This is a genomic window from Halobaculum roseum (assembly GCF_019880245.1).
Classification (GTDB): domain Archaea; phylum Halobacteriota; class Halobacteria; order Halobacteriales; family Haloferacaceae; genus Halobaculum; species Halobaculum roseum.
Window position 1 is genome coordinate 711,054 of sequence record NZ_CP082286.1, and the last position, 23,823, is coordinate 734,876.

Sequence of the window (23,823 nt, forward strand, 5' to 3'; positions counted from 1 at the left end):
GGTGAACTGCCTCGGGGTCAAGCCCCGAGGCACTCGGCCTGTTCCGTCTGTAGATGGGTTCCTGATGGTGACCGACAGCCCCTGCTATGCGTTCGTCTCAGTAGTCAGCAGGTCAGACAATTCGAAAAGCCGGACGTCAGCTCGTCTGTCAGCGGTGTGTTGGAGGTCGTCAGTGTACCCGGAGCGGCTGAACAAGACGTACAGCGTCTCCCCGTCTGCCGGCTCTTCTGACCATCGGACTTCCGACACTGTTCGCTCGAGGTCGGCGAGGACGCCTTCGCTTACGGGTTGGGATGTGAATTTACACTCGCCAGCGACGAGGCCATCGCTGGTGAGGCCGAGGACATCCAGTTCGTGTTCCTTGAACCACCACTGTCCGAGGTCACGGAATTGCCGATCGATGAGGTCTGGGAGCGCTCGCTGGCAAAGCCGTTCGAACAGCGGGCTCACGTAATCCGCTAGGTCAGGTTCGACGAGTTCGTCGTACGCATCGTCCTCGAGCATCCGAAGCTGGTCCTGGTTCCCGTAGACGAATCGGAACCAAAATCGAAACAGCGGCGCAGCGATACGATACCGGCCGCGTTTCGACGCCGTCGGTGATTCCGTTACGGGGATGTGGCGTTCGACGAGACGGAGGCGGCGGAGTTTCTGGAGGTACGTGCTGAGCGACCCTGACTCCACGCCGGCCATACCGGCGATTTCGTTCGGGGTGCGTCGCCCGTGGGCGAGCGCTCGGAGGATGCTGAAGTACGTATTCGGCTGTCGGAGTTCGGTTCGGAGCAGGAACTCGGGTTCGGAGTATAGGAGCCCGCGCTCCGAGAGGATCCCCTGCTGGACGTTCGTTCCAAGCGACTGATCAGGATCGATGGTCTGGAGGTAGTAGGGAGTGCCGCCGTAGATCGACCATGCCGTGATGGCTGTCTCCGGATCGTACTCTGGGAAGAACTGGCGCGCGTCGGGTACATCGAGGGGCTTGAGATCGATCGTCGCGGTCCGCCGGCCGTACAGCGGTGCGCTTCCCGAGAGCACCTTATCCTCCATGACACTGATCGATGAGCCGACGAGCACGAGCGTCATCCCAGTCTCCTGTAGCTCCAAGTCCCAGACTCGCTGGATCCGTGACGGGAGCGATTCGTCCTCCCCGATAAGGAACGGAAACTCGTCGATAACGACGACGGCGTCTTGGTCGCCGAGTGTGTCGAGAAGTACCTCCCAGTCGCGGCGGACGTTCTGCAACGATGGGAACTGTGCAGTGGCGGTGTCGACAAACTGTTCGAGTTGGTTCTGTGCCGTGGACTCGACGGCCTGGTAGTAGACAGCGTCATCCCGATCAATGATAGACTGGCGAACGAGCTCGCTTTTGCCGAGGCGACGACGACCATAGATGACGACGAAGTCTGCAGTCTCGGACTCGTAGCAGTCCGTGAGTTGATCGAGTTCGACATCTCGATCAATGAATTGCTCCATACCTCCGATACTATCCCCATTCAAATAGAACTCCCGATTTTGGAAATCATAGTTTCAGAAATCTCGATTTCTATCTGCTGTTTGCCTCAGGGCTCTCAGGTGCTCACTCCAACGTTGGTCACCTGCAACGCACAGCCCTTCGACCAGATACGCGTCGCCGTGGTCCAGCGACAGTGCGAGTCGGTCACGGGAGAGTAGCCGTATTTGAGCCGATCGAACCGGACAGTACAGCCGTTTCAGTCATCGAATCGGCGCTGTTCGGGCGTGTTACGTAGAATCAAGAACGTCTCCATTCTCCGCACATCCCACAAAAAATACTCTCCCCGGACTGACGCTACGCCAGACTTGGTTCACCAAGCGCATCCCGCAGATGCTTCATGGTGAACACCTCGGTCAGCCCGGCGCAGTCGATCGCATCGTTCACGTCACGCATCGGCGTTCGTTGACTATACGAACTCTCGATCCGTGGCTCCCCATCAGCGGGGTCAGAGAGCGGCCCGATAATTGCGTGGTGGGCAGCCTTCCGGGTGACGGCCGCCCACAACACCTCCGAGGCTCCCAACTCGGCCATCTTATCGAAGTCTCGCGGAGCGGCCTCCGCAGCGTCGTTGTTCTTGCGTTCGCCTTCGCCAGCGACGACGACGGTTCCATCACCATCAACGCCGGCGACATCGACACGAAACGCCACCTCTGGCGGTTCATGATACGGGATCACCCGCTCGACTGGTGACTCCTCACTGTGCTTGTACTCCGTCACAATATAGCGACGCAGCGCCTCGACTAACGCCCGGTGGGTGGCAGTCTCCTCGAGGTCGCCGTAGCCGTCGCCATGATCGATCCCCTCGCGATTGTGCTCGTTCAACAGCGCGCGACCCTCGCGAGTCACGGTGTACAGCGTCGCACGCAGGCCGTCGTCTCGCTTCACCAGGCCCGCATCCAGCAACTCATCGAGCTCGTCACGAGAGAGCCCACAGTACTTGCGCAACTCGACCATCGAGTCGTGCACGAGGTCGTACTCCGCCGGCGAGTAGACACCCCGGGTCGCATTGAGGACGACCTGGAGGAACACCATCCCACGGACGGAGACATGCGCCGCTGCGACCTCCTCGGGCGACAGCTTCAGCCGTGCCTCGATCGTCGGGATCGACTCCGGCGCAATGTCACCCAGCGAGTGGTGACACCGCACGGCTTCCAACAGCCCCGTATACGACGGGTCGTACAGCCGCGAACACGAGGGATGCTCACAGGCGATCGCGTGGTGGGAGTCGGCATACGAAACACAGTCGGGCAACACCGATGTCACCGGCAGTGTCGTCCCTGTCTGGATAACCGACGGCGCGTCCGACGGCTCGGAGGCGTCCGCGACAGTGACGTGTTCGTATGCGTTCGGGTGGATCCCGCACTCCTGGCGCGTCCGCTCGATGAGTTCCTCCAATGTTGCATCAAGTTCCCGACGCTCGTCAGCCGACAAGGGCCGCGCACTGTCGGGATACCCCGCAGGCAACTCCGGCGACCGGATCGGCACCGTCGTCGCCGAGCGCCCGTCGAACGTCTCGGGCGGTGGCCGAAACAGCCACCGCCCCTGTGGCAGCGCACTCAACACCTGCTGTGTCTCTGCGGGCGACATGCTTCGGACCGACAACTGACTCGCCAACACGGGATCGTCGGGAATCTGCCCGGCGATGAACGCGTGTGACTCCGTCACCAGTTCGCGATACAGCCGGTCAGGTGCATGCGAGTCATGTTTGGCCTGGCCGGGGAACTGCATCGAGGCAATAAGCGACAGCCCGTAGCCGCGGCCCTCCGAGAGCATCTCCGACAACAAGGGTGTCAACGCGATGTTGGCCACCTCCTCGATGTGCACGAGCACGTGTCCCGGCGTCACGTCGAAGGCGAGTCGCGAGCTCCGGCGTTGCAACGCGAACCACAGCGACGCCAACACGACGATCGCGATTGCCCGTTGGGCAGCGCCCGCGATCCCGCCCAGATCGAACAGGACGGTCACATCTTCATCCAGCACCTCCTCGAAGGTGAACTGGGGCGTGGACTCGTCAGTCGCGACGTGATTGAAGATCGCCGCGAGATCAGCCTGCCCGGAGACACGCTCCAGGCTCGTCACGACACCAGCCATAGTCGCACTCCGGAGGTCTTCACGCTCTTGGGCGAGCCCCTCCAACACACGTGCAGCCCGGTCGCTGGAGACGGCCGGCACCGAATCGCCGTGTTGGATGGCACGCGCTTCCTCGAGCAAGGCGCTGTGGCGAAACGTCTCACTCCCGTGTGCCGGGTCGAAGGCCGCACGGATCAACGCGCGAATGGTCGTTTCCGTTCGCTTGCCGAACTCGCCGTCACCGACGAGATAGCGGATCACCTCCAGATACCGATCAGCCCGGTTCTCGATGGCTCGCGACCGCTCGATCCCCGCGTCGAGATCTGCGCGAATGTCGAAGAACGACAGCGCGGGCAACACCTCAGCGACGGGGATGTACACAACGGAGTCGAGATCCTCCCCGCGGGCAACCAGCGACCGAATGATCCGTTCGCTCATTCCGTCGCCTTTGCCATCGATGAGGATCCGTGGCCCCGCCAGTTCTTGGTGTGCCGAGGCGAACAGCGCCTCACCGAGGACTGACTTGCCGGTGTTGGTCTTGCCACACACCAGCGTGTGAAACGGCAGACACTCCACGGGGATCTCGACGGGCCGCAGTCCGTCACCGCGTCGCTGCTCGATCTGGCCGATCGTGAACCCCACTAATCGTCACCCTTGAACATATCATCAAGGTCGTCATCGTCGTTGTCGTGGTCCAAGCCGCTCTGATCGAGCGCCCCCGTATTTGCGTCCGTCTCCGAGGCAACGATGTCGATCACACCCGCCGGGAGGACGATCGGCGTCCGCTTCTCGCGAAGCGGGTTCCCGAACGGGCCCGGCAGCGAGATATCCTGCTTGACGATCGATCTGGACCCGTCCCAGACACAGTTCGGACTGAGCACCGCCGGCGGTGACCGGCGAGCCGACCGCACAGACTGGCTGTTGATGTGGATCGTCGCCTTCAGTCCCGGCGTTCGGTCGATGTAGGCCTTGATGTCGCCCAAGGCAGAGTTGAGTGCGCTGATCCCATCGGATTTGCGACCGACAGCGAAGCCGACAGCCGTCGCCTGAAACTGGCCGGTCGTAGTTTCAGCACGCTCCACGATGTCCGCTGTTTCTGGATGGGCACTGTCTCGCTTCCCCAACTGTCTGAGGCGGAGCGGTGGGATGTCGATAGGCACGAGGCGGACCTCAACGCCGGCATACGGGACGTCCGCGTCCCGAAGTGTCCGTACCACTCGTTCGCCGGGGATCTGGTTCAGGTCATCCTGCGAGTTTGCCTCAGGGACGATGATCGCCCCCGGGCTCTCCGCTGAGACCGTAATATATCCAGTACACAGCGTCCGGGTGTCCGAGGCCTTCCCGCAGGCGTCAGTCGCGGCCGCATGCAGCGTTGCATGTGTCGAAGGGCCACTGTCTACATCCCGACCCAGACTTTTGTTCACGACCGCATCGACATCGATGTCGCCGTCAGCGCCAATGGTCGCTTCGACCCCGGAGTCCGTTTTGACTACTGTGCTCCGGGCGGTTGACTCGGACGTCATCCCGCGAGTCATCGACGGGATGAGCACCATGATGCACCCTATCACGAACAGCACTGTCACAACCGCCAAGACGCCGATCACCCGCCCCCCGGAGAGCGGGAATGTCCAGAGTGCGGTTCTGATGAGCGGGTGGAGTGTTCCAGGCAGATACTGTATTGGGCTTGTGGGGTCGACGAACGCCCACACCGCGCCCACAACCGCGACGACGATGCTAATTGCAATCGGGAGGGTGATCACCCCGACCCACCGGTTTTTCGTCCGCAGTTCGTCTCGAACCGGTTCTGCGACAATCCCACAGACTGCTGTGAGCCGCTCGAGCGCCCGGGTGAACAGTGACCGGCCCGGAACGCCGTGGTGTAGCTCCTCGCCGAATTTGCTCGCGATCACCTCATCCGACAGCCTGTCGATCAGTGAATGCGCTCGCGCCGATACGTCAGATCTAGAGTTGCGATCTTTCTTCATTTCTTCTCGCAATTTCGGTGTTGAGAATCATGGCATATAAAAACTAGTCTGTTTATTTGATAGGTGCAAGTGAATTTCTCGCAAGAATGTGCCGGAGTCGCACGGTTTTCTTGTCGATATTGAATATCTGTAAAACTGATAAGTCGGGCATTCATCGCGTGCAGATCACTGTCGTCGAAGTGGTCCAGGTCGCTCCGGCAGACACTCGAAGGATAGTTCACCGATCCCCACCCCTTCGTTTCTACTCCACAGCTACGTCAGGGGACGATCGCCGATTGTGAGAGGCTCTATGCCCAGGATCGCTCGTCCACAGGCTGCATGACGCTCCGCAATAGGGAAGAGGAAATCCAAAAAGAGAGCAATACAGTACAGACAGCCACAGACGCGACACGGGGGCCAGGGCCCCGCACATCGCTGCCGCCGGAGCATCGACGGAACCGGAGGACAGCGATGTGACGCGTCTTGGCAGTGATCACGTCCCACGTCCGGATGGGACATCGGTCTACATGGTCGGCCCGATTCGGTGGGGACCACTGTCGCCACAGAGAGCCACAGCCGTGTATTTGGGACAGAGAGTCTGTGGAACGGTAGATCTGCTATTTACCGCTGGTGGATGGCGACAGTCGGTGCAGTCCGTGGACCTCGCATCGACCGTGGGTGAACCGGTGTTCGGTGCGGCAATTGCAGTTTGTCGTGGCTACAGTGTGGGCGGCGGTACAGTCGGGCGCACACCTCCCTCGCTGATGTTCCTCAGTAGCCTTGCTGTGACGGACAGGGAGCGCTCCTAGATCGTTCCTAGTCAACTGAGTGTTCGGTGCATCACCAACCGATGTCGTGTGTCGATACGGACGTTGTCGTCTCCAGCGGTTCCAGCCCGTTGTGGTTCCGACGCTCGAACTGAAGCCGAGGCAATAGCTCCCACCGCTCGGCGTGACACAACGTCCAACCCCACTCTATAGGGAAGCATGCAGTCGGATGCGTCGCCGTCGAAACAAGCCACGCCACCGCAACGGGGTACAACAGGTTCTCCAAGTCCAAGCAGGGTGCTCACGCCCACGAGTAGGGATCACTGTTGCACCAGATACAGCCAGCCAAGGCGGTTCCACAGAGTCACACACCGGCTCACTCGTGCAATCGCCGGCGGTGTGAGTTCTTCGCTGTCTGCTCGCCGCCTCCGACAGCCGTCATCTCAAAACTGGCAGGGCACCATCCTCTGCTCTGGTGGTATCTCCGGTCACTGCGATGGCTTGTCACCCTCTCGGAACACAGCGAACAGGTGTATCTTCTTCACCGATGCCACGTCAACCGGGACTGTGTGTGAATCGGTCGGTCTCGCGACCGTGGCGTCGTCGCGTGTGGCCCACCGCGCGTCGCTTCCGTTGGGGGTGGGCTCGTTTACTAGTGTTTGTTGTTGTTGGTACTCTCTCCTCTTGCGGACCCCGTGTCAAAACGTGAACCGTCCGACTAGATTCAACATCCACTTACTGAGCCTTTGATTGGTTCACCGTCCTGTGGAAGGACTTCAGAACCAGACTGGAACTATTTGGCTGACGGTGCGTTGAGACAGTAAACCGGTGGTAGAGACCTTCCACAGGCCATATTCGACTGTGGAATTCTACCGATGAGTCTGTGGAATCTGGTATTGTGGGACCCGTAGGTGTCGCTGCATCATAGTTGGACGATCTCACACGGAACGAGGTCACCGTCTCGCTACCGGACTCGATTCGTCCCGGGCTGCCAGGTATGGCGAACTGCCGAACTCGTGTCTCAGTGGTAGTTTTCTAACACGTCGGGGACACTCCGGAGGAGCGTCCCTACGTGGTCGGCATCATCGAGCACTCGAAGCTGCGCGGTCGGAATTCGAGACTGGAGCCGCCGAACGCTTTCGATCGGAACGTTGGTGTCAGTGTCGCCGTGCCAGAACCGAGTTTCCGTATCGAGATCCGACAGTGGAACTTCCCAGTCCGTCGCTGCAGCCCGGAATTCGGTTATTGCGCCGGAGCGACAGCGGGCAAAGGCTTCGAGGAAGTCTGCCCTGACAAGCCGGGCGACGTCCTCGGGGACGGCATCCGTGTTTCCCGACGCCGTGTACTGGTCGACGACGACCGACGGATCGGACCGCTCGGCGAGCCATGCCTGACCGCGAAGGAGTCCATCGAGGACGACGGGTGCCTTCGTCGCCAGTCCCGAGAGGAGTCGTTGGGTGACAGGCGGGTCCTCGGTGACGCTCGGCGGGGTGGCACCGGCGACGATGTCGATCTCACGAACACGGGACCCGTGTGTGGCGGCGGCTGCAAGCGCGTGAGGACTCCCACCCGAGAAGGCGATGATCCCGGCGGTCTCCACGTTCGCGTCGTCGAGGACGGCACTGACGATCGTTCCAGCGTCGCGTATCGAGCGGTCCGACCACGGCTCCGACCGGCCGAACCCCGGCCGGTCGGGGGCGATCACTCGGATACCTCGCTCACGCGCGGCCGGCGCTAGGAGCGCCCCGAGCCGGCGCGACCCGGGCGTCCCGTGGAGAAAGAGGACCGGCGTCCCGTCGGCATCGCCGTACTGGGCGTAGGCGAGTTGGTTGTCGTCTTCGAGCGTAACTGTCCGATACTGGTCACCGGGGTTGTTCCCTGAGGAACGCGGGGAATCGGGGACTGAGTGTTGCATTGGGTTCGGGAGGGGCGCGTTTCGAGGTAGCGTGCTGTCGGGTCAAGCGATCGGCGTGGCGACACGAGACGGCGGCACCGCACTGGACTCGCCAATGGACCGGAGGGGTATTATTATCCAACGGAACGAGCTGTCTGCCGGGACTCGGTTCCATGGCAATACGGACGAACTGTCGGTGAAGCCGTCGTTGAAGCTCGGTTTCGAACCGTGAGTTCGACCCGAGTGGTCGCGGTCGGAATCCCGTCGGGGTCGGTGGCGATCAGTCTCCGGGCTGGGCCTCGGTGGATGCTGCGACTCCCGGAAGGCTAGGGACAGACAGATCGACGCGCCGGAGCAGCTGCGCGTTGATCGCGACGATCACCGTGCTCAGCGACATCAAGAGCGCACCCACGGCGGGCGACAGCAGGATCCCGATCGGAGCCAACACGCCCGCCGCAAGCGGGATCGCGAGGACGTTGTACCCGGCCGCCCAGACGATGTTCTCCTGCATCTTCCGGTAGCTCGCTTTGCTGAGTTTCACGAGCCGGACCACGTCCATCGGGTTGTTCTGGACGAGGATGACGTCCGCCGACTGGACCGCGATGTCGGTGCCGCTCCCGATGGCGATGCCCACGTCGGCCCGCGTCAGCGCCGGCGCGTCGTTCACGCCGTCTCCGACCATCCCGACGAGCTTCCCCTGGTCCTGGAGTTCCTGCACCGTCTCGTCTTTGTCCTCGGGGAGGACCTCCGCGAACACCGTCTCGATGCCCAACTCGTCGGCGACGGCGTCGGCGACATCCCGAGAATCGCCGGTCAGCATCGCCACCTCGATGCCCAGGTCGTGGAGGGCCTCGACCACGCGGAAACTCTCCTCGCGGATCACGTCGGCCATCGCGAACGCGGCGATCAGCTCCCCGTCACGAACGAGATACACCACGGTCCGTGCGTTCTCGCCGGCCTCGTCGGCGAACTGCCGGAGGTGGTCCGGGACCTCGCTATCGAGTTGAGTCAACAGGTTCGGCCCGCCGACGTACACCTCGTTCCCTTCGACGGTCGCGCGGACGCCCCTGCCCTTGATCGCCTCGAAGTCGGTCGCATCAGGTGCGCTGAGATCGCGCTCCTCGGCTGCCTCGCGGATGGCTCGCGCGATCATGTGCTCCGAATCGCGCTCGACGGCCGCCGCCAGCGCGAGTGCGTCGGCCTCGGTTACGCCGTCGACGGTCGCCATGTCGACGACGCCGTGTTCGCCTCGGGTGAGCGTCCCCGTCTTGTCGAAGACGATGGCGTCCAGATTCCGTGCCTCCTCCATCGCGATCCGGTCGCGGACGAGCATCCCGTTGCGAGCCGCGAGCGACGTGTTGATCGCGACCACGAGGGGGATAGCGAGCCCGAGCGCGTGCGGGCAGGCGATGACGAGCACCGTGACGACGCGCTCGATGACGGTCGCGTCGAACGAGACCGCGAGCGTCCACGCGATCGCCGTCACGACGGCCGCCCCGAGCGCGACGTAGAACAGCCACCCGGCCGCGCGGTCGGCCAGCACCTGCGTCTCGGATTCGCTCTGCTGGGCTTCCTCGACGAGGCGCATGATGCCCGCGAGCGTCGCCTCCTCGCCCGTCGCACCGACACGGACGCGGAGACTGCCGTCGCCGTTGATCGTCCCGCCGATGACCTCGTCGCCGGGCTCCTTCGAGACCGGGTTCGACTCGCCGGTGATCATCGACTCCTCGACGTCGGAATCGCCCTCCTCGACGGTCCCGTCGGCAGGGACGCTCGCGCCCGGCCGGACGAGCACGAGGTCGCCCTCGGAGAGGTCGCTGACGGGGACCTCCTCGGTCTCACCGTCGTCGGTGATCCGCTCGGCGGTATCGGGCATCAGCTTCGCGAGCTCGTCGACCGCGCTCGAAGCCCGGCGTACCGATCGCATCTCGATCCAGTGCCCCAGTAGCATGATGTCGATCAGCGTGACGAGCTCCCAGAAGAACGCCGACTGCGTCGGGAAGGCCACGCTGGCGAGGCTGTAGACGAACGCGACGCTGATCGCCATCGAGATGAGCGTCATCATCCCCGGCGACCGGTCCTTTAGCTCCGGCACCGCCATCCGGAGGAACGGGATCCCGCCGTACGCGAACACGATCACGGCGAAGACGGGGTTGATCCACTCGCTGCCCGGGAACGCGGGGACGGAGAACCCGAGCCACTCCTGCAGCATGTCGCTGTACAGGAGGACGGGGATCGACAGGAGCGTCGAGACGAAGAAACGCCGACGGAACATCCGTTCGTGCCCTTCGTGCATCCCGCCGTGGCCCTCACCGTGCCCCTCGTGGGAACCGTGACCGTGCCCTCCCTCGTGTCCGTCGTGCTCGTGCCCCTCGTGGAGCGCCGTCTCATCCGCTGCGGCTGGCTGCGTCTCCTCCTCTAGTAGCCCCCGTTCGACCCGGTGCTCATCAGCCCCGTCGACCGCCTCATCGTGGTGACCGGCCCCCTGTTGGTGGTGACTGCCGTTGTCCTGCTGGGTTCCGTCTCCCGTCGGGTTTTCATCTGTATCGTGGTGGTCGTCCATGGGTCATGTTCTCTATTGAGGTAGTTCCGCCGGCATCCTGAACGTTCGGCCCCCGCAACCGTGCAGCAGGGTCAGTGTGGGTGTACTCCGAAGAGAATGGTGAGTCGTTCACTTCGGAGCGTTCTGTGCCATCAACAGATCGTTATACTCGGGCGTGAGCGGTATACCCCGCGTCTTCGACGGCCTCCACGAGCGCCGAGACATCTGCCTCACCATTGACGCTCGCCTGTTCGCTCTCCCTATCAACGGTCACGTCAGTCACGCCGGAGACCTCTCGGAGCGCGTCCTCGACCGTTTGCTCACAGTGACCGCACGACATTCCCTCTACGTTGATGGTTGTCGTCATACAGGAGTACATACGGCCCCCTCTCTTTAGCGGGTTTCCCCTTCGATCATACTGGTATCGCGGGGGTCAAACTTTAGATTCGAAGCGGTACCTGCGGACGTAACGGACCGATCTCGGGTTCTCCAGCCGTCGGCGGCGAAAGGATTCATGATTCGGCGTGCCGCTCTCTGTAGGTCTTCGCCGCTACGAAGACAGATACTGCGTCGATAGCCAGAATGCCCGAGCGGAATCGTTCGTTCCATTCTATCGAGACCGGGGCAGTCCGGACAGTAGCCGCTTCGAACCTGACCCGACACACGGAAGCCGCGTTTCGAACGGGCGTCCCGAATACTCAGGGGTTCGGGGCATACAGGGCATAGAGGATAGACAGCATCCCCGCCGCAGTGACGAGTGCTGCGACGGTTCCCGCTTCGAAGATCGACACCCGGAGGAGTTCGAAGAGGACGCCTTCGAGGAGGCCGCCGAGCCCGATCAGTGCGAAGCCGGCGGCGACGTACAGGAGTAACTGCGTGTGATGCCGTCGGTACCCGCGATAGGCCTGGTAGGCGATGACCAGCGCCAGCGCGGTCGTGAACAGTTTGCCGATGACGAATAGCGTGTGTTCCATGAGTCAGTCTCCCCGCATCTCCTCGAAGATGGTCGCGATCCGGTCGGCGGGGTCCGGCCGGACGTCGATGGTGACGTCGAACCCCTCCGCCCGCAGGAGAACCTCGATGCGTTCGAGGCGCGCCTCGTACTCGCTGTAGTGGCGCCCTCCCGGGTCGACGTGCGTGTATTCCTCGAGGAGGCCCTGCTCGACGAGGCGCGAGACACGCCGCGAGACGGTCGGACGCGACATGTCGCATACCTCGCTGAGTTCCTTCGCGGACAGCCGGTCGGTCTTCGTCGCCACGAGGATGTCGCGGGCGTACTCGTCGTCGAGTGTCGCGAAGACCGCCGGCGGATCGGGCTCCTCGGTCACACGCACCAACTCGCGACAGGAGGGTAATATAACTCGCCGGTTTTCCGACTCGGAACGCCGGCTCGCTGCTATATCGTCTCTCCCGGCCTACTGATAGTTGTAGGTGAAGTAAGTATGTCCACACTCGACTCCGGCATGAACCAACTCGAGAGCAGAGTCGGCGGCCTGACCGTCGGCGGGAAAGTCCACAGCCTGAGCGCGTGGTTCGTGCTCGCGCTCCGTCTCATGATGGGCTACGCGTTCGCGTACTCCGGATTCACGAAGATCACCGGCGAGTTCGCCGCCGGCGGCTACCTGGCGAACGTCGCGGCGACGAACGGCAACCCCCTCGCGGGCCTGTTCGCGTGGATGGGGTCGACGCCGTGGTTCGTCGAGTTCGCGAACGTCGCCGTCCCGTGGGGCGAGCTGTTCATCGGCCTCGGCCTGCTCGTCGGCGCGTTCGTCCGCCTCGCGGCGTTCTTCGGCGCGCTCATGATGCTCATGTTCTACTTCGGGAACTGGGACATGGCTCACGGGTTCATCAACGGGGACTTCGCGTACATGCTCGTGTTCCTCGCGGTCGCCGCGTTCGCCGCGGGCCGCATCCTGGGCCTCGACCAGTACATCGAACAGTACGAGATCGGCGGAGAGGCGCTCGTCGAGCGCTACCCCGCTCTCGAATACGTTCTCGGCTAACCACGCCGAGCACTGTAGGAGTACAACGATGCGAAATCCGATTCGAGCACGCGGGATTCGTTCTCTGGGGCTCATCGTCATTGGAGCACTGTCGCTGGCCGTCATCGCCGGAACGGCGCTGACGCAGGCGGCCGTCCCGAGTACAATGATGTGGGACTGGCACGACGGCATGTGGACCGGCGGCCACATGGAGGGATGGAGTGGCTGGGGGATGGTCCTGTTCGGTCTCCTGTGGATGGGACTCCTCGTCGCCCTCCCGACCGCTCTCGTCTACTGGCTGGCAACGCGGTCGCGATCGGACGGCCAAGCCGAGGATAGCGCACTCGCTGTCCTCGAAAGGCGGTACGCTCGCGGCGAGATCGACGACGAGGAATTCGACCGCCGCCGCGCCCGGCTCGTGTCCGGTGGCGGCCGGTACTGACTCCGGTGCCGGTGAACCACGAGGAGCTGCCTACGGGCGTCGTCGAGGGTGCCGCCGTGTTCACGTATCCGTCAGCCGTTCGGCAAGCACCGAGTTGTTCACCGGCTGGTCACTCAGATCGTTCGAGCTTGTCCCGGCGGGCTTCGAACTCCTCGTCGGTGAGATGTCCGCGGGCGGACGCCAGACGCAATTCCGCCATCGCGGGATCTGGGACGTTCCTGCGCCGCTCACCCACCTGAGGAGGAAGACGAGCGGGACAGCCATTCCGACGACGGGCCACCAGCCGCCGGCTCTTCCGTAGTGACCCATGAACGCCCCGAGGATCAGGAGGAGTATCGTCGTGGTGTCCAGTTGATCCGATGAAGCCGTCGACGATCAGGCCTCCCGCGCGGGGTCGAACTCGTCCGAAACGGCTGCCAGTACGCGATGGAATCGTTCGGCGACCTCGGTCGCGATGGAATCGAGCGCGTCGTTATCAGCGATCCCGACGAGCTGCTCCGGATCGACCGCGCGTACCGCGATGTCGCCGTCATCGGTCTCATAGACGATGACGTTACAGGGCAACAGCGCGCCGAGCTCGATCTCCTCGGTTAACCCTTCGTACGCCAGCGGCGGATTGCACGCACCGAGAATGCGATACTGGCGGAACTCCTCGCCGAGCTTCTCCTTGAGCGTCGCCCGAATGTCGATGTCACAGAGGACGCCGAATCCCTCGTCCTTCAGTGCAGCGTTCGTTGCCTCGACGACGTCGTCGAAGTCACCAGTGACTACGGTCTGTATTGTGTATTCCATGGGATACCATATCCTGTCCGCCGGGTTAACTGTTGGGTTCTCAACAGCGACCGTTGGGGGAGTCCAATGGTTCGGGGGCAACAGCAACGATTGCGCCCTTTCAGTGGATTCAATCGGGTTCGCTGACGATTCGTTCTGCCCCATATTGATCCGCAGAGACACCTGTTCGTCTCCGAGCGTTCGTGAACAATCGGTGCCTCGGTCTTGAATAAAAACTACAATCTCAGTGGCGGAATCCGGACAAGATTCGATATCGTGAGTCGGCGTTCACTGGTGGTCGTGACCCTGTGACGCTCCCGCCTCCGGGTGTTGATGGGTGAATGCAGCGGGGCGATCCTCGAACGATCGCTTGCAGGTCTTCGAACAGAAGTAGTACGTCTCGCCATCGTGGGTCAGACTCGGCCCACTGTCGTCGGTTCGCATCCCGCAGACGGGGTCACGGTACTGGCCGGGTGCACCGAGGCCACGGCGATACACGTACAGGAGGAAGCCGGAGAGCGCGAACGCGACGAGGTTGAGGTAGAACGTGTAGTCGAGTTCGAAGTACGTCCGCTCGGTCGCCGTCTCTCCGCCGGCCAGATCCGGAACGATACCGAGCGCGTCGAACAGCGACTCCATGAGGAAGCCGGTGAATGCCATCGTCACGAAGAAGACGCCGAGGATGTACAGCATGACGTTCCAGCCGTAGTACTTCCGATAGACGTTCAATACGGGGATCGTGATGAGGTCGGCGTAGACGAACGCGATGATGCCGGCGAAGCTGACACCGCCGCCCCAGAGCGCGACCGCGAACGGAACGTTGCCCATACTGCCGACGAAACTGAGGACGGCGATCGCGACGCCCATGATCGCGTTCTCAGCCGTCACGAGCAGGCCATCGCCCTGGATGAACAGCGTGTTCCACACCCGCTGCGGGACGAAGACGATGACGAACCCCGAGATGAGAAAGCCGGCGACGATGTCCTTCCAGATCATCGACCACTCCTTGCGGTACTGGTTCCCGACCTTGTACCAGCCGCCCCACGACAGTAGTTCCTCGCGCCACCCGCCACGACTCGACGTCTCTTGCTGGTAGGTCTCCATACACCCCTCGGAGCAGAACGTGAGCGTCTCACCGCCGTCGGTCGTGAGGGAATATTCGTCTTTGCCTTCCATCCCGCAGGTCGGGTCTTCGGTGACACCAGCCTCACGGTCGCGCTCGTTGAGCGTCTCTCGGACCTCGTCGAACAGGTTCTCGGGGAGCGTGAGGTGGACGATCATCGCCATCACGGCGATGAGAACGAGGCCACCGAGCAGCTCCGCGAGGAGGAACTCCCAGCCCAACAGGATCAGGATCATCAACCCGAGTTCGACGATGAGGTTCGTCGACGCGAACATGAACGCGAGGAAGTTCACCGCGTGTGCCCCCTTCTTGAACAACCCTTTCCCGATCGCGACGGCGCCGAAACTGCAGCCGCTACTCGCCGCGCCGAACGCGGTCGCCTTGGCGAGCCCGCTCAGGTCACCGTCACCGAGCACCTGTGCCATTCGCTCCTTGGAGACGTAGACCTGGACGAGGCTCGTGACTGTGAGGCCCATAATGATCGCCCACGCCGCCGTCCACAGGAAGCCGACCCCGATGCGAAGCGCTTCCAGGACGCCCTCGATCATCGTCGCTACCATAGGGACAGTATCGGGAGGATTCTCTTTTGCAGTTTTCCTTCAGACTATTCGGTTAACCGACGCATTGAGCATGGATTCAAAATGAAAACGGCCTCCAGAACACGCAAAAGAAAGCCACAACCGCATTGAATAGTCAGTGCGTAGTAGTATTCGAGACCCATACTCACGGAGGGACCTCAATATGCCCACAAAAACAGACGATACGAGTCTTGTCACGCTCCTCCTCGGAATCATCGCCGCCCTCATCATCTTCCCGTTGTTCTTCATGGGCTTCGGGATGATGGGATTCGGACCGATGATGGGCGGGATGTGGGGCGGTGGAATGTGGGGCGACGGCACGATGCCCGGCTGGCTGTTCGTCGTCGGGATCGTGATGCAGCTCCTGTTCCTGGTCGCCCTCGTCGGTGGCGGGTACCTCATCTACCGCGCGATCACGGGGGATGCGAGTGACGCTGACCACGCACTCGAAGAACTCCGGCTCGCGTACGCCCGGGGAGAGCTGACCGACGAGGAATACGAACAGCGACGCGAGGCACTCGAACGAGACACCTCCTCACGTTCCGACTGAACTGAGAATGGCCGGATCCTCCGACCACCGTCAACGCACGGCGCATCCACCACTCCCCTCGTGGCTCGCCCGATACACGACGCTGGGGTTGTACGGACTCCTCATCGGGACGGGACTCAGTCTGCTCGCGTTCGTCACCAACCCGGTTCCCGATCCCTCGTTCCCGTGGGCGACGCTTCCCGAGCGGGTACGGGTTCCGGTTGCACAGCCCCGAATCGAGCACTGGCCGGTAACTTACACGCTCGGCATCTGGCTGTGGGTCTTCTGCTTCCCCGCCCTCTTCCTGGCTGGATACCGGCGATACGGCGACATGGAGCGTGGGGCGGCGGTGTGGCTCGTCGGGTTGCCGACCGTCGCGATGCTAGGTTGGACCACGTACTGCCGGCTCTTCTGGCCGAAGCTCCATCCGCCGACCTGGAACGCCCCGGCCTACACGTTCGTTTGCTGGCTGTACTGTTCGACCTACGACGTGCTCTGGAGCAACACGGCATACATCATTGCGCTGTTCGGCGTCGTCACGACGGTCCTCGTCGTGCGACAGCGGGATACGGGCCGGTATGCCCTGCTCGGGTTTGGGCTCCTCGCACTTCCGCTCGGAGTACCGGCTCTGTACGAAGGATATCGGCGGGTGACGCGAACCGGGACCTGAGGAGCCGTGAACAGGTGCCGGTTTCGGCGGCGGTAGCAACAGCGGGGGAACTACTGCCGATACGAGGGAGGTCTTCACAGCCAGAGGAACCGCTTTCAGTGAGAGCCTCGTCAATGCAAGGACGTCGACGACCGTCTCAACACCCGAAACGGACGAGACAGGTGCGTACTGTGGATCCCTGGTCTTCGATCACGACCCGAACTGCGTCCGCAATCGCGATGACGACTGTGGCTCACCCACGTATTTCCGTACATCCCAACGCTCGGGAATCCTCGCCCTTCAGGGCGAGGAGGATGTCAACGAACTGTATACAACGTCCCGTCGTTGCCCGGAACGTACAACGTCTCATCGACCAAGATCGGATATTGGCCGCCCCGGATCGCCGTCGCCTTCCACCGCTCGGCACCCGTCTCCCGGTCGAACCCGCGAAGCACACCCGCTCCGAGATAGAGCATCTCGTCGGTTACGATCGGGCGTGCATCGCCGGACCGCGGAACCGAAACCGACCACTGCTCGACCCCGTCGGCCGCACTCACGGAGTACACCTCGTCACCGGCGGTTGCGAAGTAGACAGCTCCGTCGGCGACTGCCGGGGAGGACGTGATCGACGGAGCCCCGGAGGTCGTGTTGACCGCCGTGGGCCGGAACCGCCACTCGACTGCCCCGGTCGTCGCATCGAGTGCATACAACAGCCCGTCCCCGGATCCGACGTATGCGGTTCCGTTCTCGACGGCGATCGCGTTCCGCGTTCCGCCGCCGGGTGGCGCGTCGAACAGGTCGTGATCGTCGGTTTCGAACCACCAGCGTCGGGTGCCATCGTCCGCATCGATCGCATAAATGTACTCCCCGCCGCCTACGTACACCGTGCCGTCGACTACTGCGGGTGGCGAGAAGATGTCGCCGAGCGTCTCGTACGTCCACTCGATCTCGCCGGACGCCACACTGAGCGCGTACAGTGTTTGATCGGTACAGCCGACATACACGGTGCCATCGACAACGGTCGGGGCCGCGAGAACACAGTCGTCCGTCTCCGTTCGCCATCTCACAGCACCAGTATGGCGATTGAGTGCAGTGATCGCGCCGGCGGTCTCGCCGTCGAATGGAGTCCGACTCTCGACGACGATCAGCGTGTCTCCAGTGATCGCGAGCGATTGTGCATCGACTGAATCCACAGCCGCGTTCCACCGGACGCTCCCGTCCGCCGTGTCGATCGCATACACGTGGGTGTCGTCATCGGGATACCCGTTCTCGCCGATATACAGCGTGTCATCGATGTGGACGGGGCCCCCTGTAAGCGACTGTTCCGTCTCAACGAGCGGTGAGACGACGACGGTTTCAGTCGGCCCCGTTCCGTTGACCGCGGATGTCTGTGCGGCGTCCGGCCCGTGCATCAGCCATTCCGACGACTCACTCATCGCGGAACACCGCCCGAACTACTCCGTGGGATTCGCGGTCGCTTCCATGTCGGCGAGGAGACATTGACATACACACGACATGATTCTCGAATAAACGTTTTGGCTACGGTGGAGCCCGATAGCTCAGGAGTCAGTGCCGTCCATCCGACCGCCGTACCAGTCGGTGAGCGCAGGTACCGTCAGCCCCCCCGAGTCAGTCGGTAGTGGCCGTCCCCTCAGTTCGTGTCGCCCCGCAGCCAGCATCGACAGTGGGGAGTACGACTACGTCCCGAAAGACCTTGCCGAGGTCAATCGTCCGCCGTCGGCACGTCCGGTGACGAGCCCGCGGACTTCGGGTCGAGACCGCGACGCCGGGCGTCGAACTCCGAGAGGCCGTAGACGAGCCCGATCAGCGCCAGCACGCCGACCGGGAGCAGCACGAACGGGGAGATCCGGGTGAATCCCCACACGAGCATCAGCCCGGCCACCACGACCACGACGGTGACCGCGTAGTAGATCTGCGTCCGGACGTGGTCGATGAGGTCCGCGCCGGTGAACGTCGAGGACAGCACCGTCGTGTCCGAGATCGGCGAGGAGTGGTCGCCGAAGATGGCCCCGGAGAAGACCATCCCGACCATGACCGCGACCATGGTGTGGGTGCCGGCGATGTTCCACGCGACGGGCACGGCGATCGGGGTCACGATGCCCATCGTTCCCCAGGAGCTCCCCGTCGAGAAGGCGATGAACGCGGCGGTGAACAGCACGACGACCGGGAGCAGTTCCGCCGAGAGGCCGGCCGACTCGGCCCAGGCGGCGACCACGTCGCCCGTGCCGAGCGTCTCGACGACGTTGCCGATCCCCCACGCGAGCACGAGGATCGTCACCGCCGTCAGCATGATGCCGAAGCCGTCGATGGTGGTGTCGACGCTCTCGCCCAGCGAGAGCAGCCCGTATGCGTACCCGAGCGCGTACGTCGTCACCACCATCGCGAACGACCCGAAGATCAGCGCGACCGCGTAGTCGGCGCCGGTGACCATGTCGTACAGCGTCGCCCCGGGCCCGTAGCCCGTCCATAGCGCCGAGCCGACGGTGACCCCGATCAGCACCAGGATGGGCAGAAAGAACGACAGCAGCTTCGGGTCGTCGACGTTCGGTTCGCCGAGCTCCGACTCGACGTCCTGCATGGGCCGGGCGTCGTCGCGGGTCACCTTGCCGGTCTCGGCGGCACGGTGTTCGGCCGTGAGCATCTCCCCGTAATCGCGCTGGCTGATCACGACGATCCCGACCATCACGATCGCCAGGATCGCGTACATGTTGTACGGGATCGACTGCAGGTACACCTCGAAGGTGTCCGGGATCTCGTCGGCGGCCAACCCCGTCGCCTCGTAGCCCGACTCGATCATCGACAGCTGGAACGCGACCCACGAGGAGATCGCGAGCGTCGCGACCGGCGCCGCCGTGGAGTCGACGAGATAGGACAGCTTCTCCCGGGAGACCTTCAGGTGGTCGGAGACGTCCTTCATCGTGCTCCCGACGACGGCCGTGTTGGCGTAGTCGTCGAAGAACAAGACGATGCCCAGGAGCCACGCCGCGACGCCCGCCTTTCGTTTCGTGTCGATGCGGTCGATCGCCCAGTTCCGGACGGCGTGTGAGCCGCCCAGCCGCCAGATCATCGCCACCGCCGACCCCAGCAGCAGGGTGAAGATGACGATCTGGGCGTGGAACACGCTGTCGCCGATCGCGGCGGCGATCCAGTCGAAGGTCTGTCCGAGCCCGAGCCCGCCCGTGACGATGACGCCGCCGGACCAGATGCCCAGGAACAGCGACAGCACCGCCTTCCGGGTCGCGATCGCGAGCACGATGGCCAGCAGCGGCGGGACGAGCGAGAGCGCGCCGAATTCTGGCATATGTGAACATACACCAAGATATTATGTAAATTCCTCCGGAGATCCCACCGTCGCGAGATCGTACTGTGTCGGTCGCCGAAGATGCTGGATGACTGAGGGATCGGTTCCGTTCGACTGGGTTGCGCTGTCGCGGCGGGAACCGGTCCCTACCCACTGATCCCGCTTCGGAACCCCTTACGGACCGTCATCGCGTGCGCGTAGTCCGATTCGGTCAGGATACCGACGAGCTCGCCCGCCTCCTCGACGATGGCGGTCGACCCGCCTGCCTGGTTCAACGTGGCGAGCGTGTCGAAGGCGTCCGCGCTCGCGCCGACCCGCGGAACTTCCTGCATCACCGCCTCGACCCGAGTCGACCCGCGGTCGTCCCCCCGAACCGAGCGGAGCCCGGACAGCGAGACGAGCCCGACGACCGCCCCGGCGTCGTCCGTGACGAGGTGGACGGTCTGCCGGTCGCGAAGCATCCGGGAGCCCAGCTCCTCGATCGTGGTGTCCACCGAGACGGTCGGGGGATCGCGAGTCATGATGTCGCCGACGGTGATCCCCTCGAGGAGTTCGTCCAGCAGGACCGTCCGCGACTCCGTCGTCGCGGCGCCGTAGATGAAGAACGCCAGCAGGAGCATGACGATGTTGAACGAGACGACGCCGACGATGGCGAACAGGAAGGCGAAGACGACGCCGACCCGTGCGGCGATCCGCGTCGCCGTGCCGTACGGTCGAGTGCGGGCCAGGAGCGCCCGGAAGATGCGGCCGCCGTCCATCGGGAACGCGGGCAGCAGGTTGAATCCGGCCAACAGGAGGTTCGTGAACGCGAGATACCCGAGGACGAACCGCGTGACCGGGATCGAGCCCGGGGCGACGAGCGCGCCCGCGTAACACACGCCGGCGACGAGCACGCTCACGACCGGGCCGGCGATGGCGATCCAGAACTCGCGGTTCCACTCCCTGGGCACCGACTCTAAGGCGGCGAGCCCGCCGAGGATCCACAGCGTGATCGACTCGATCCCGATGCCGTAGCGTAACGCGACCCACGAGTGTCCGAGTTCGTGGAGGGTGACGCTCACGAACAGGCCGACCGCGGCCGCGATGCCGATGACCCACGGCGTCGCGCCGGCGCCGAGGACGGCCAGGTCGAACCCGACCCCGGTGAACCCCTCGATGATCCCGGCGTAGAACGCGATCTGCTGGCCGCTTCCGATGAGCCACGCGAGCACGGGTAGGAAGATCAACAGCGAGGTGTTGACGCGGATCGGGATGTCCCAGACCCTGGTGACGGTGTAGCTTCGCACGGTTGGCGTTCTCGTTCTGGAGGGGTAAGTGACGTGTACGGACACGGACAGTCGAGCGGTCCGACCGCAACGGAGTTCGCCGTCGACGTGTGTGAGCGAGACGGTCGGCCCGATCCTGGTGAGAGTACACTACCCGGTCTGCGGACCGAGGTATTCAGCAGGTACGCTCGGGCTACCCGAATCCGCGGGATCGAACTGTTCGGCGGTCGCGTTCGGCCTGCCGGGACCCGATCCCACCGGGCGCCTGTTCCGGAGAGGCGAGGGGAACGCCCCGCCGTCTAGAGCGGGTCACGTGAAGCCATCACACTCATCCGCCGAGGGGGACCATGCTACTCGCCGGGTCCGGCCACCCGTTACCCCGTGGCTCCCCGCACGAACGCCGCGACGCGCCGGGCGAGTGCGCTCCGGAGGTCCTCGATATCGAACGGCGTCTCGCTGTGAGTGAGGCGCCGGAACTCCGCCCGCAGCGTTCGATCGAGTACGGCATCGGTCACGACCGACACGCTCGCGGGGGAGTCGCGCTCCCCGATCAACGACGTGAGCACCTCCGCCGACGCGACGGTCGCGGCGTATTCGTCGACAGCCGATCTGATCGGCTCCGCCTCCGGTGGGTCTCCCGCATACTCGCTCGCGACCGTCCGCGCGAGGCCGCCGCCCTTCTTGCGATACAGGACCCCGTAGGCAGTCCCCTCGCCCCACCGTGTCTCGGGTGGTGTGTCCCCACGCGAGTCGATATCCCGCACGTGGACTTCCGTGTCGAGTGTCGGCAGGGTTGGAACCCCGAACTCCGCGAACACGCGTTCGAGTTCGTGGGGGAGCAACTCCGACCCGGGAGCCGTGACGTCGACGCCCACGACCGGCGGCGCCCGCGACCAGTCGTATCCACGGTGGCGGCGATGGACCGCGAGACAGCGGAGGGTGACCGTCGTCGGGTCATCGACCGCACGGCGGACGGCGCCCCGATCGAGTCGCGAAACGAGTGCTCGTACTGCAAACCCGAACACCGGAGGGACCTCGTCGGCATCGACCCACCGATGCGGCTGTCCCGAGTGTTCGCCGACCGCGAACGCGACCTGCAGTCGGTTGTTGGCGTCGAGACGTGCCTCGAACGGCGTCCCGTCGGGGTACTCATACAGCCAGAGGTGGCCCGCTTCGAGGAACTCCGAACCGACGGATCTCAGTCGGGGTGGGACCGGTTCGTCAACGGGCGGGTCTGACACGAGAGCACAGTCTCCCGTTCGCGACGTGAAGCTTCGGTCTGCCCCAACGGGGAGCGAGACTGTGAACAGCGGCGACTACTCGACGGCCGCCGATTCGGGTCCCGGCGGGAGGCCGGCGTCTCGGACCGCGGTTGATCTCGGCTCTCGAGGCGGTCCCGGGCTCGACCTCCTCCCCGCATTGAAGACAGGGCTGTCTCCGTGTCTCTCAATGATGTCGATGTCCGCTGTCGATCTCGATCGTCCAGTGAGGATCGCGACGTACCCACGGACGAGAACGTAGTCGACCACGGAGGCGTGGCTCACCCGCGCAGGTCGGTCCGGATCGTCCGCGCCGTGCTTATCACCTGCCCGGCGATGTCCTCCTCGAGTTGTCGTCCACGCAGTCGTTCCCCCGGGCCGCAGATGCCGACCGCCGCCGCTGGCGCGCGCTCGAGGGGGGAGATCGGCGCGGCGACGCCGATCGTGTCCGCCGACTGTTCGCCTCTGCAAAACACCACCCCGTTCTCACGGATGCTCCCGAGCTGTGCGGCGAGGTCCGCCCGCTCCGTGACGGTCTTGTCCGTCATCCGGTCGAGTCCGCGGTCGTCGACGATCTCGTCGACCCTCGCCTCGTCGAACGTCGAGAGTATCGCCTTCCCCGGGGCGGTAACGTGAAGGGGGATCCGACTCCCGCTCGTGTACTCCGGCGTCCACGCGTCGCTGCCCGGAGCGACGTAGACACAGACGCCCACGCCGTCCTCCCCGACGAACAGAGTCGCGACCTCCCCCGTGACGCGAGCGAGATTGTCGACGCGACGTCGCACCCGATCGAACTGCGGGAGCTGTCGTCGGGCACCGTCCCCGAGGCTGACGAGACCGAAGGAGGGGAGATACGACTGTTCCTCCTTCCGGACGTACCCGAGGTCGACGAGCGTGTTGAGGTGGGTGTGGACGACGCCCTTCGAGAGGTCGACCGTGTCGGCGAGTTCGGTCACCCCGAGCGGGCGTCCGGCCTCGACCAGCCGCTCCAGTATTCGGACGGAGTGCACCGTCGCCTGGACCCGTTGTGAACCACGGCCGGTCATCCCTATCCCGTGCGAACGACTACCACCCATTTAGAACTTGTTCTCCACAGCAAAATCGAGCGGTCCCGATCCCGGCTCGATATCCCGAGTGAGACAAAGTCACACGGAGCGGA

18 protein-coding genes and 1 pseudogene are annotated in these 23,823 nt (G+C 63.6%); 4 read left to right on the plus strand and 15 right to left on the minus strand.

The window, feature by feature from the left end; genetic code table 11:
- Positions 1-84: 84 nt before the first annotated feature.
- From K6T36_RS03640 to K6T36_RS03675, 8 genes and pseudogenes are all read right to left on the minus strand, one after another.
- Complete coding sequence (locus tag K6T36_RS03640) at positions 85-1,467, minus strand: ATP-binding protein (RefSeq protein WP_222922633.1); 1,383 nt, start codon at positions 1,465-1,467, stop codon at positions 85-87.
- Positions 1,468-1,801: 334 nt separating this feature from the next.
- A complete protein-coding gene (locus tag K6T36_RS03645) occupies positions 1,802-4,219 on the minus strand; it encodes a type IV secretory system conjugative DNA transfer family protein (RefSeq protein ID WP_222922634.1) in 2,418 nt (805 codons plus the stop codon).
- Positions 4,219-5,562 carry a hypothetical protein gene (locus tag K6T36_RS03650; protein WP_222922635.1) on the minus strand — a complete coding sequence of 448 codons (1,344 nt, stop codon included), beginning with the start codon at positions 5,560-5,562 and terminating at the stop codon, positions 4,219-4,221. The genes K6T36_RS03645 and K6T36_RS03650 overlap by 1 nt, the downstream gene beginning before the upstream one ends.
- A gap of 1,767 nt (positions 5,563-7,329) precedes the next feature.
- A pseudogene (locus tag K6T36_RS03655) lies at positions 7,330-8,037 on the minus strand (alpha/beta fold hydrolase); the annotation flags it as partial.
- A gap of 445 nt (positions 8,038-8,482) precedes the next feature.
- Entirely contained in the window at positions 8,483-10,765 is a 2,283-nt protein-coding gene (locus tag K6T36_RS03660) for a copper-translocating P-type ATPase (RefSeq protein WP_222922637.1), read from the minus strand.
- A 142-nt stretch (positions 10,766-10,907) separates the two neighbouring features.
- Positions 10,908-11,111 (minus strand): CopZ family metallochaperone, encoded by a 204-nt coding sequence (locus tag K6T36_RS03665; protein ID WP_222922638.1) that lies wholly within the window; start codon positions 11,109-11,111, stop codon positions 10,908-10,910.
- 331 nt (positions 11,112-11,442) lie between these two features.
- Positions 11,443-11,718, minus strand: a complete 276-nt coding sequence (locus K6T36_RS03670) for a DUF7521 family protein (RefSeq protein ID WP_222922639.1) — start codon at positions 11,716-11,718, stop codon at positions 11,443-11,445.
- A 3-nt stretch (positions 11,719-11,721) separates the two neighbouring features.
- The gene (locus K6T36_RS03675) at positions 11,722-12,072 is read right to left on the minus strand and encodes an ArsR/SmtB family transcription factor (protein ID WP_222922640.1); all 351 of its coding nucleotides are present in this window, start codon (positions 12,070-12,072) and stop codon (positions 11,722-11,724) included.
- Between the two features lie 114 nt (positions 12,073-12,186).
- Between K6T36_RS03675 and K6T36_RS03680 the strand changes: the two genes are divergently transcribed.
- Positions 12,187-12,747, plus strand: a complete 561-nt coding sequence (locus tag K6T36_RS03680; RefSeq protein ID WP_222922641.1) for a DoxX family protein — start codon at positions 12,187-12,189, stop codon at positions 12,745-12,747.
- A gap of 28 nt (positions 12,748-12,775) precedes the next feature.
- Positions 12,776-13,168: an SHOCT domain-containing protein gene (locus tag K6T36_RS03685; RefSeq protein ID WP_225935176.1), complete on the plus strand. Its 393-nt coding sequence runs from the start codon at positions 12,776-12,778 to the stop codon at positions 13,166-13,168.
- 375 nt (positions 13,169-13,543) lie between these two features.
- On the opposite strand, the gene K6T36_RS03690 is transcribed toward K6T36_RS03685, so the two are convergent.
- Together K6T36_RS03690 and K6T36_RS03695 are read right to left on the minus strand one after the other, a co-directional pair.
- A complete protein-coding gene (locus K6T36_RS03690; protein WP_222922642.1) occupies positions 13,544-13,960 on the minus strand; it encodes a DUF302 domain-containing protein in 417 nt (138 codons plus the stop codon).
- Positions 13,961-14,227: 267 nt separating this feature from the next.
- Positions 14,228-15,622 (minus strand): permease, encoded by a 1,395-nt coding sequence (locus tag K6T36_RS03695; RefSeq protein WP_222922643.1) that lies wholly within the window; start codon positions 15,620-15,622, stop codon positions 14,228-14,230.
- Between the two features lie 181 nt (positions 15,623-15,803).
- On the opposite strand from K6T36_RS03695, the gene K6T36_RS03700 reads away from it, so the two are divergent.
- Together K6T36_RS03700 and K6T36_RS03705 are read left to right on the plus strand one after the other, a co-directional pair.
- The gene (locus K6T36_RS03700) at positions 15,804-16,190 is read left to right on the plus strand and encodes an SHOCT domain-containing protein (RefSeq protein ID WP_222922644.1); all 387 of its coding nucleotides are present in this window, start codon (positions 15,804-15,806) and stop codon (positions 16,188-16,190) included.
- A 7-nt stretch (positions 16,191-16,197) separates the two neighbouring features.
- Positions 16,198-16,839 (plus strand): hypothetical protein, encoded by a 642-nt coding sequence (locus K6T36_RS03705; RefSeq protein WP_222922645.1) that lies wholly within the window; start codon positions 16,198-16,200, stop codon positions 16,837-16,839.
- 296 nt (positions 16,840-17,135) lie between these two features.
- Here K6T36_RS03705 and K6T36_RS03710 read toward each other — a convergent pair whose 3' ends face one another.
- The 5 genes from K6T36_RS03710 to K6T36_RS03730 form a co-directional block, all read right to left on the minus strand.
- A complete protein-coding gene (locus K6T36_RS03710; RefSeq protein ID WP_222922646.1) occupies positions 17,136-18,254 on the minus strand; it encodes an outer membrane protein assembly factor BamB family protein in 1,119 nt (372 codons plus the stop codon).
- A gap of 287 nt (positions 18,255-18,541) precedes the next feature.
- On the minus strand, positions 18,542-20,140 hold the full coding sequence (locus tag K6T36_RS03715) for a Na+/H+ antiporter NhaC family protein (protein ID WP_222922647.1): 1,599 nt from the start codon (positions 20,138-20,140) through the stop codon (positions 18,542-18,544).
- A gap of 146 nt (positions 20,141-20,286) precedes the next feature.
- Positions 20,287-21,426: a site-2 protease family protein gene (locus tag K6T36_RS03720; RefSeq protein WP_222922648.1), complete on the minus strand. Its 1,140-nt coding sequence runs from the start codon at positions 21,424-21,426 to the stop codon at positions 20,287-20,289.
- A gap of 353 nt (positions 21,427-21,779) precedes the next feature.
- A complete protein-coding gene (locus K6T36_RS03725) occupies positions 21,780-22,646 on the minus strand; it encodes a hypothetical protein (protein WP_222922649.1) in 867 nt (288 codons plus the stop codon).
- A gap of 299 nt (positions 22,647-22,945) precedes the next feature.
- Positions 22,946-23,674 carry an IclR family transcriptional regulator gene (locus K6T36_RS03730; protein WP_225935177.1) on the minus strand — a complete coding sequence of 243 codons (729 nt, stop codon included), beginning with the start codon at positions 23,672-23,674 and terminating at the stop codon, positions 22,946-22,948.
- Between the last annotated feature and the right edge of the window lie 149 nt (positions 23,675-23,823).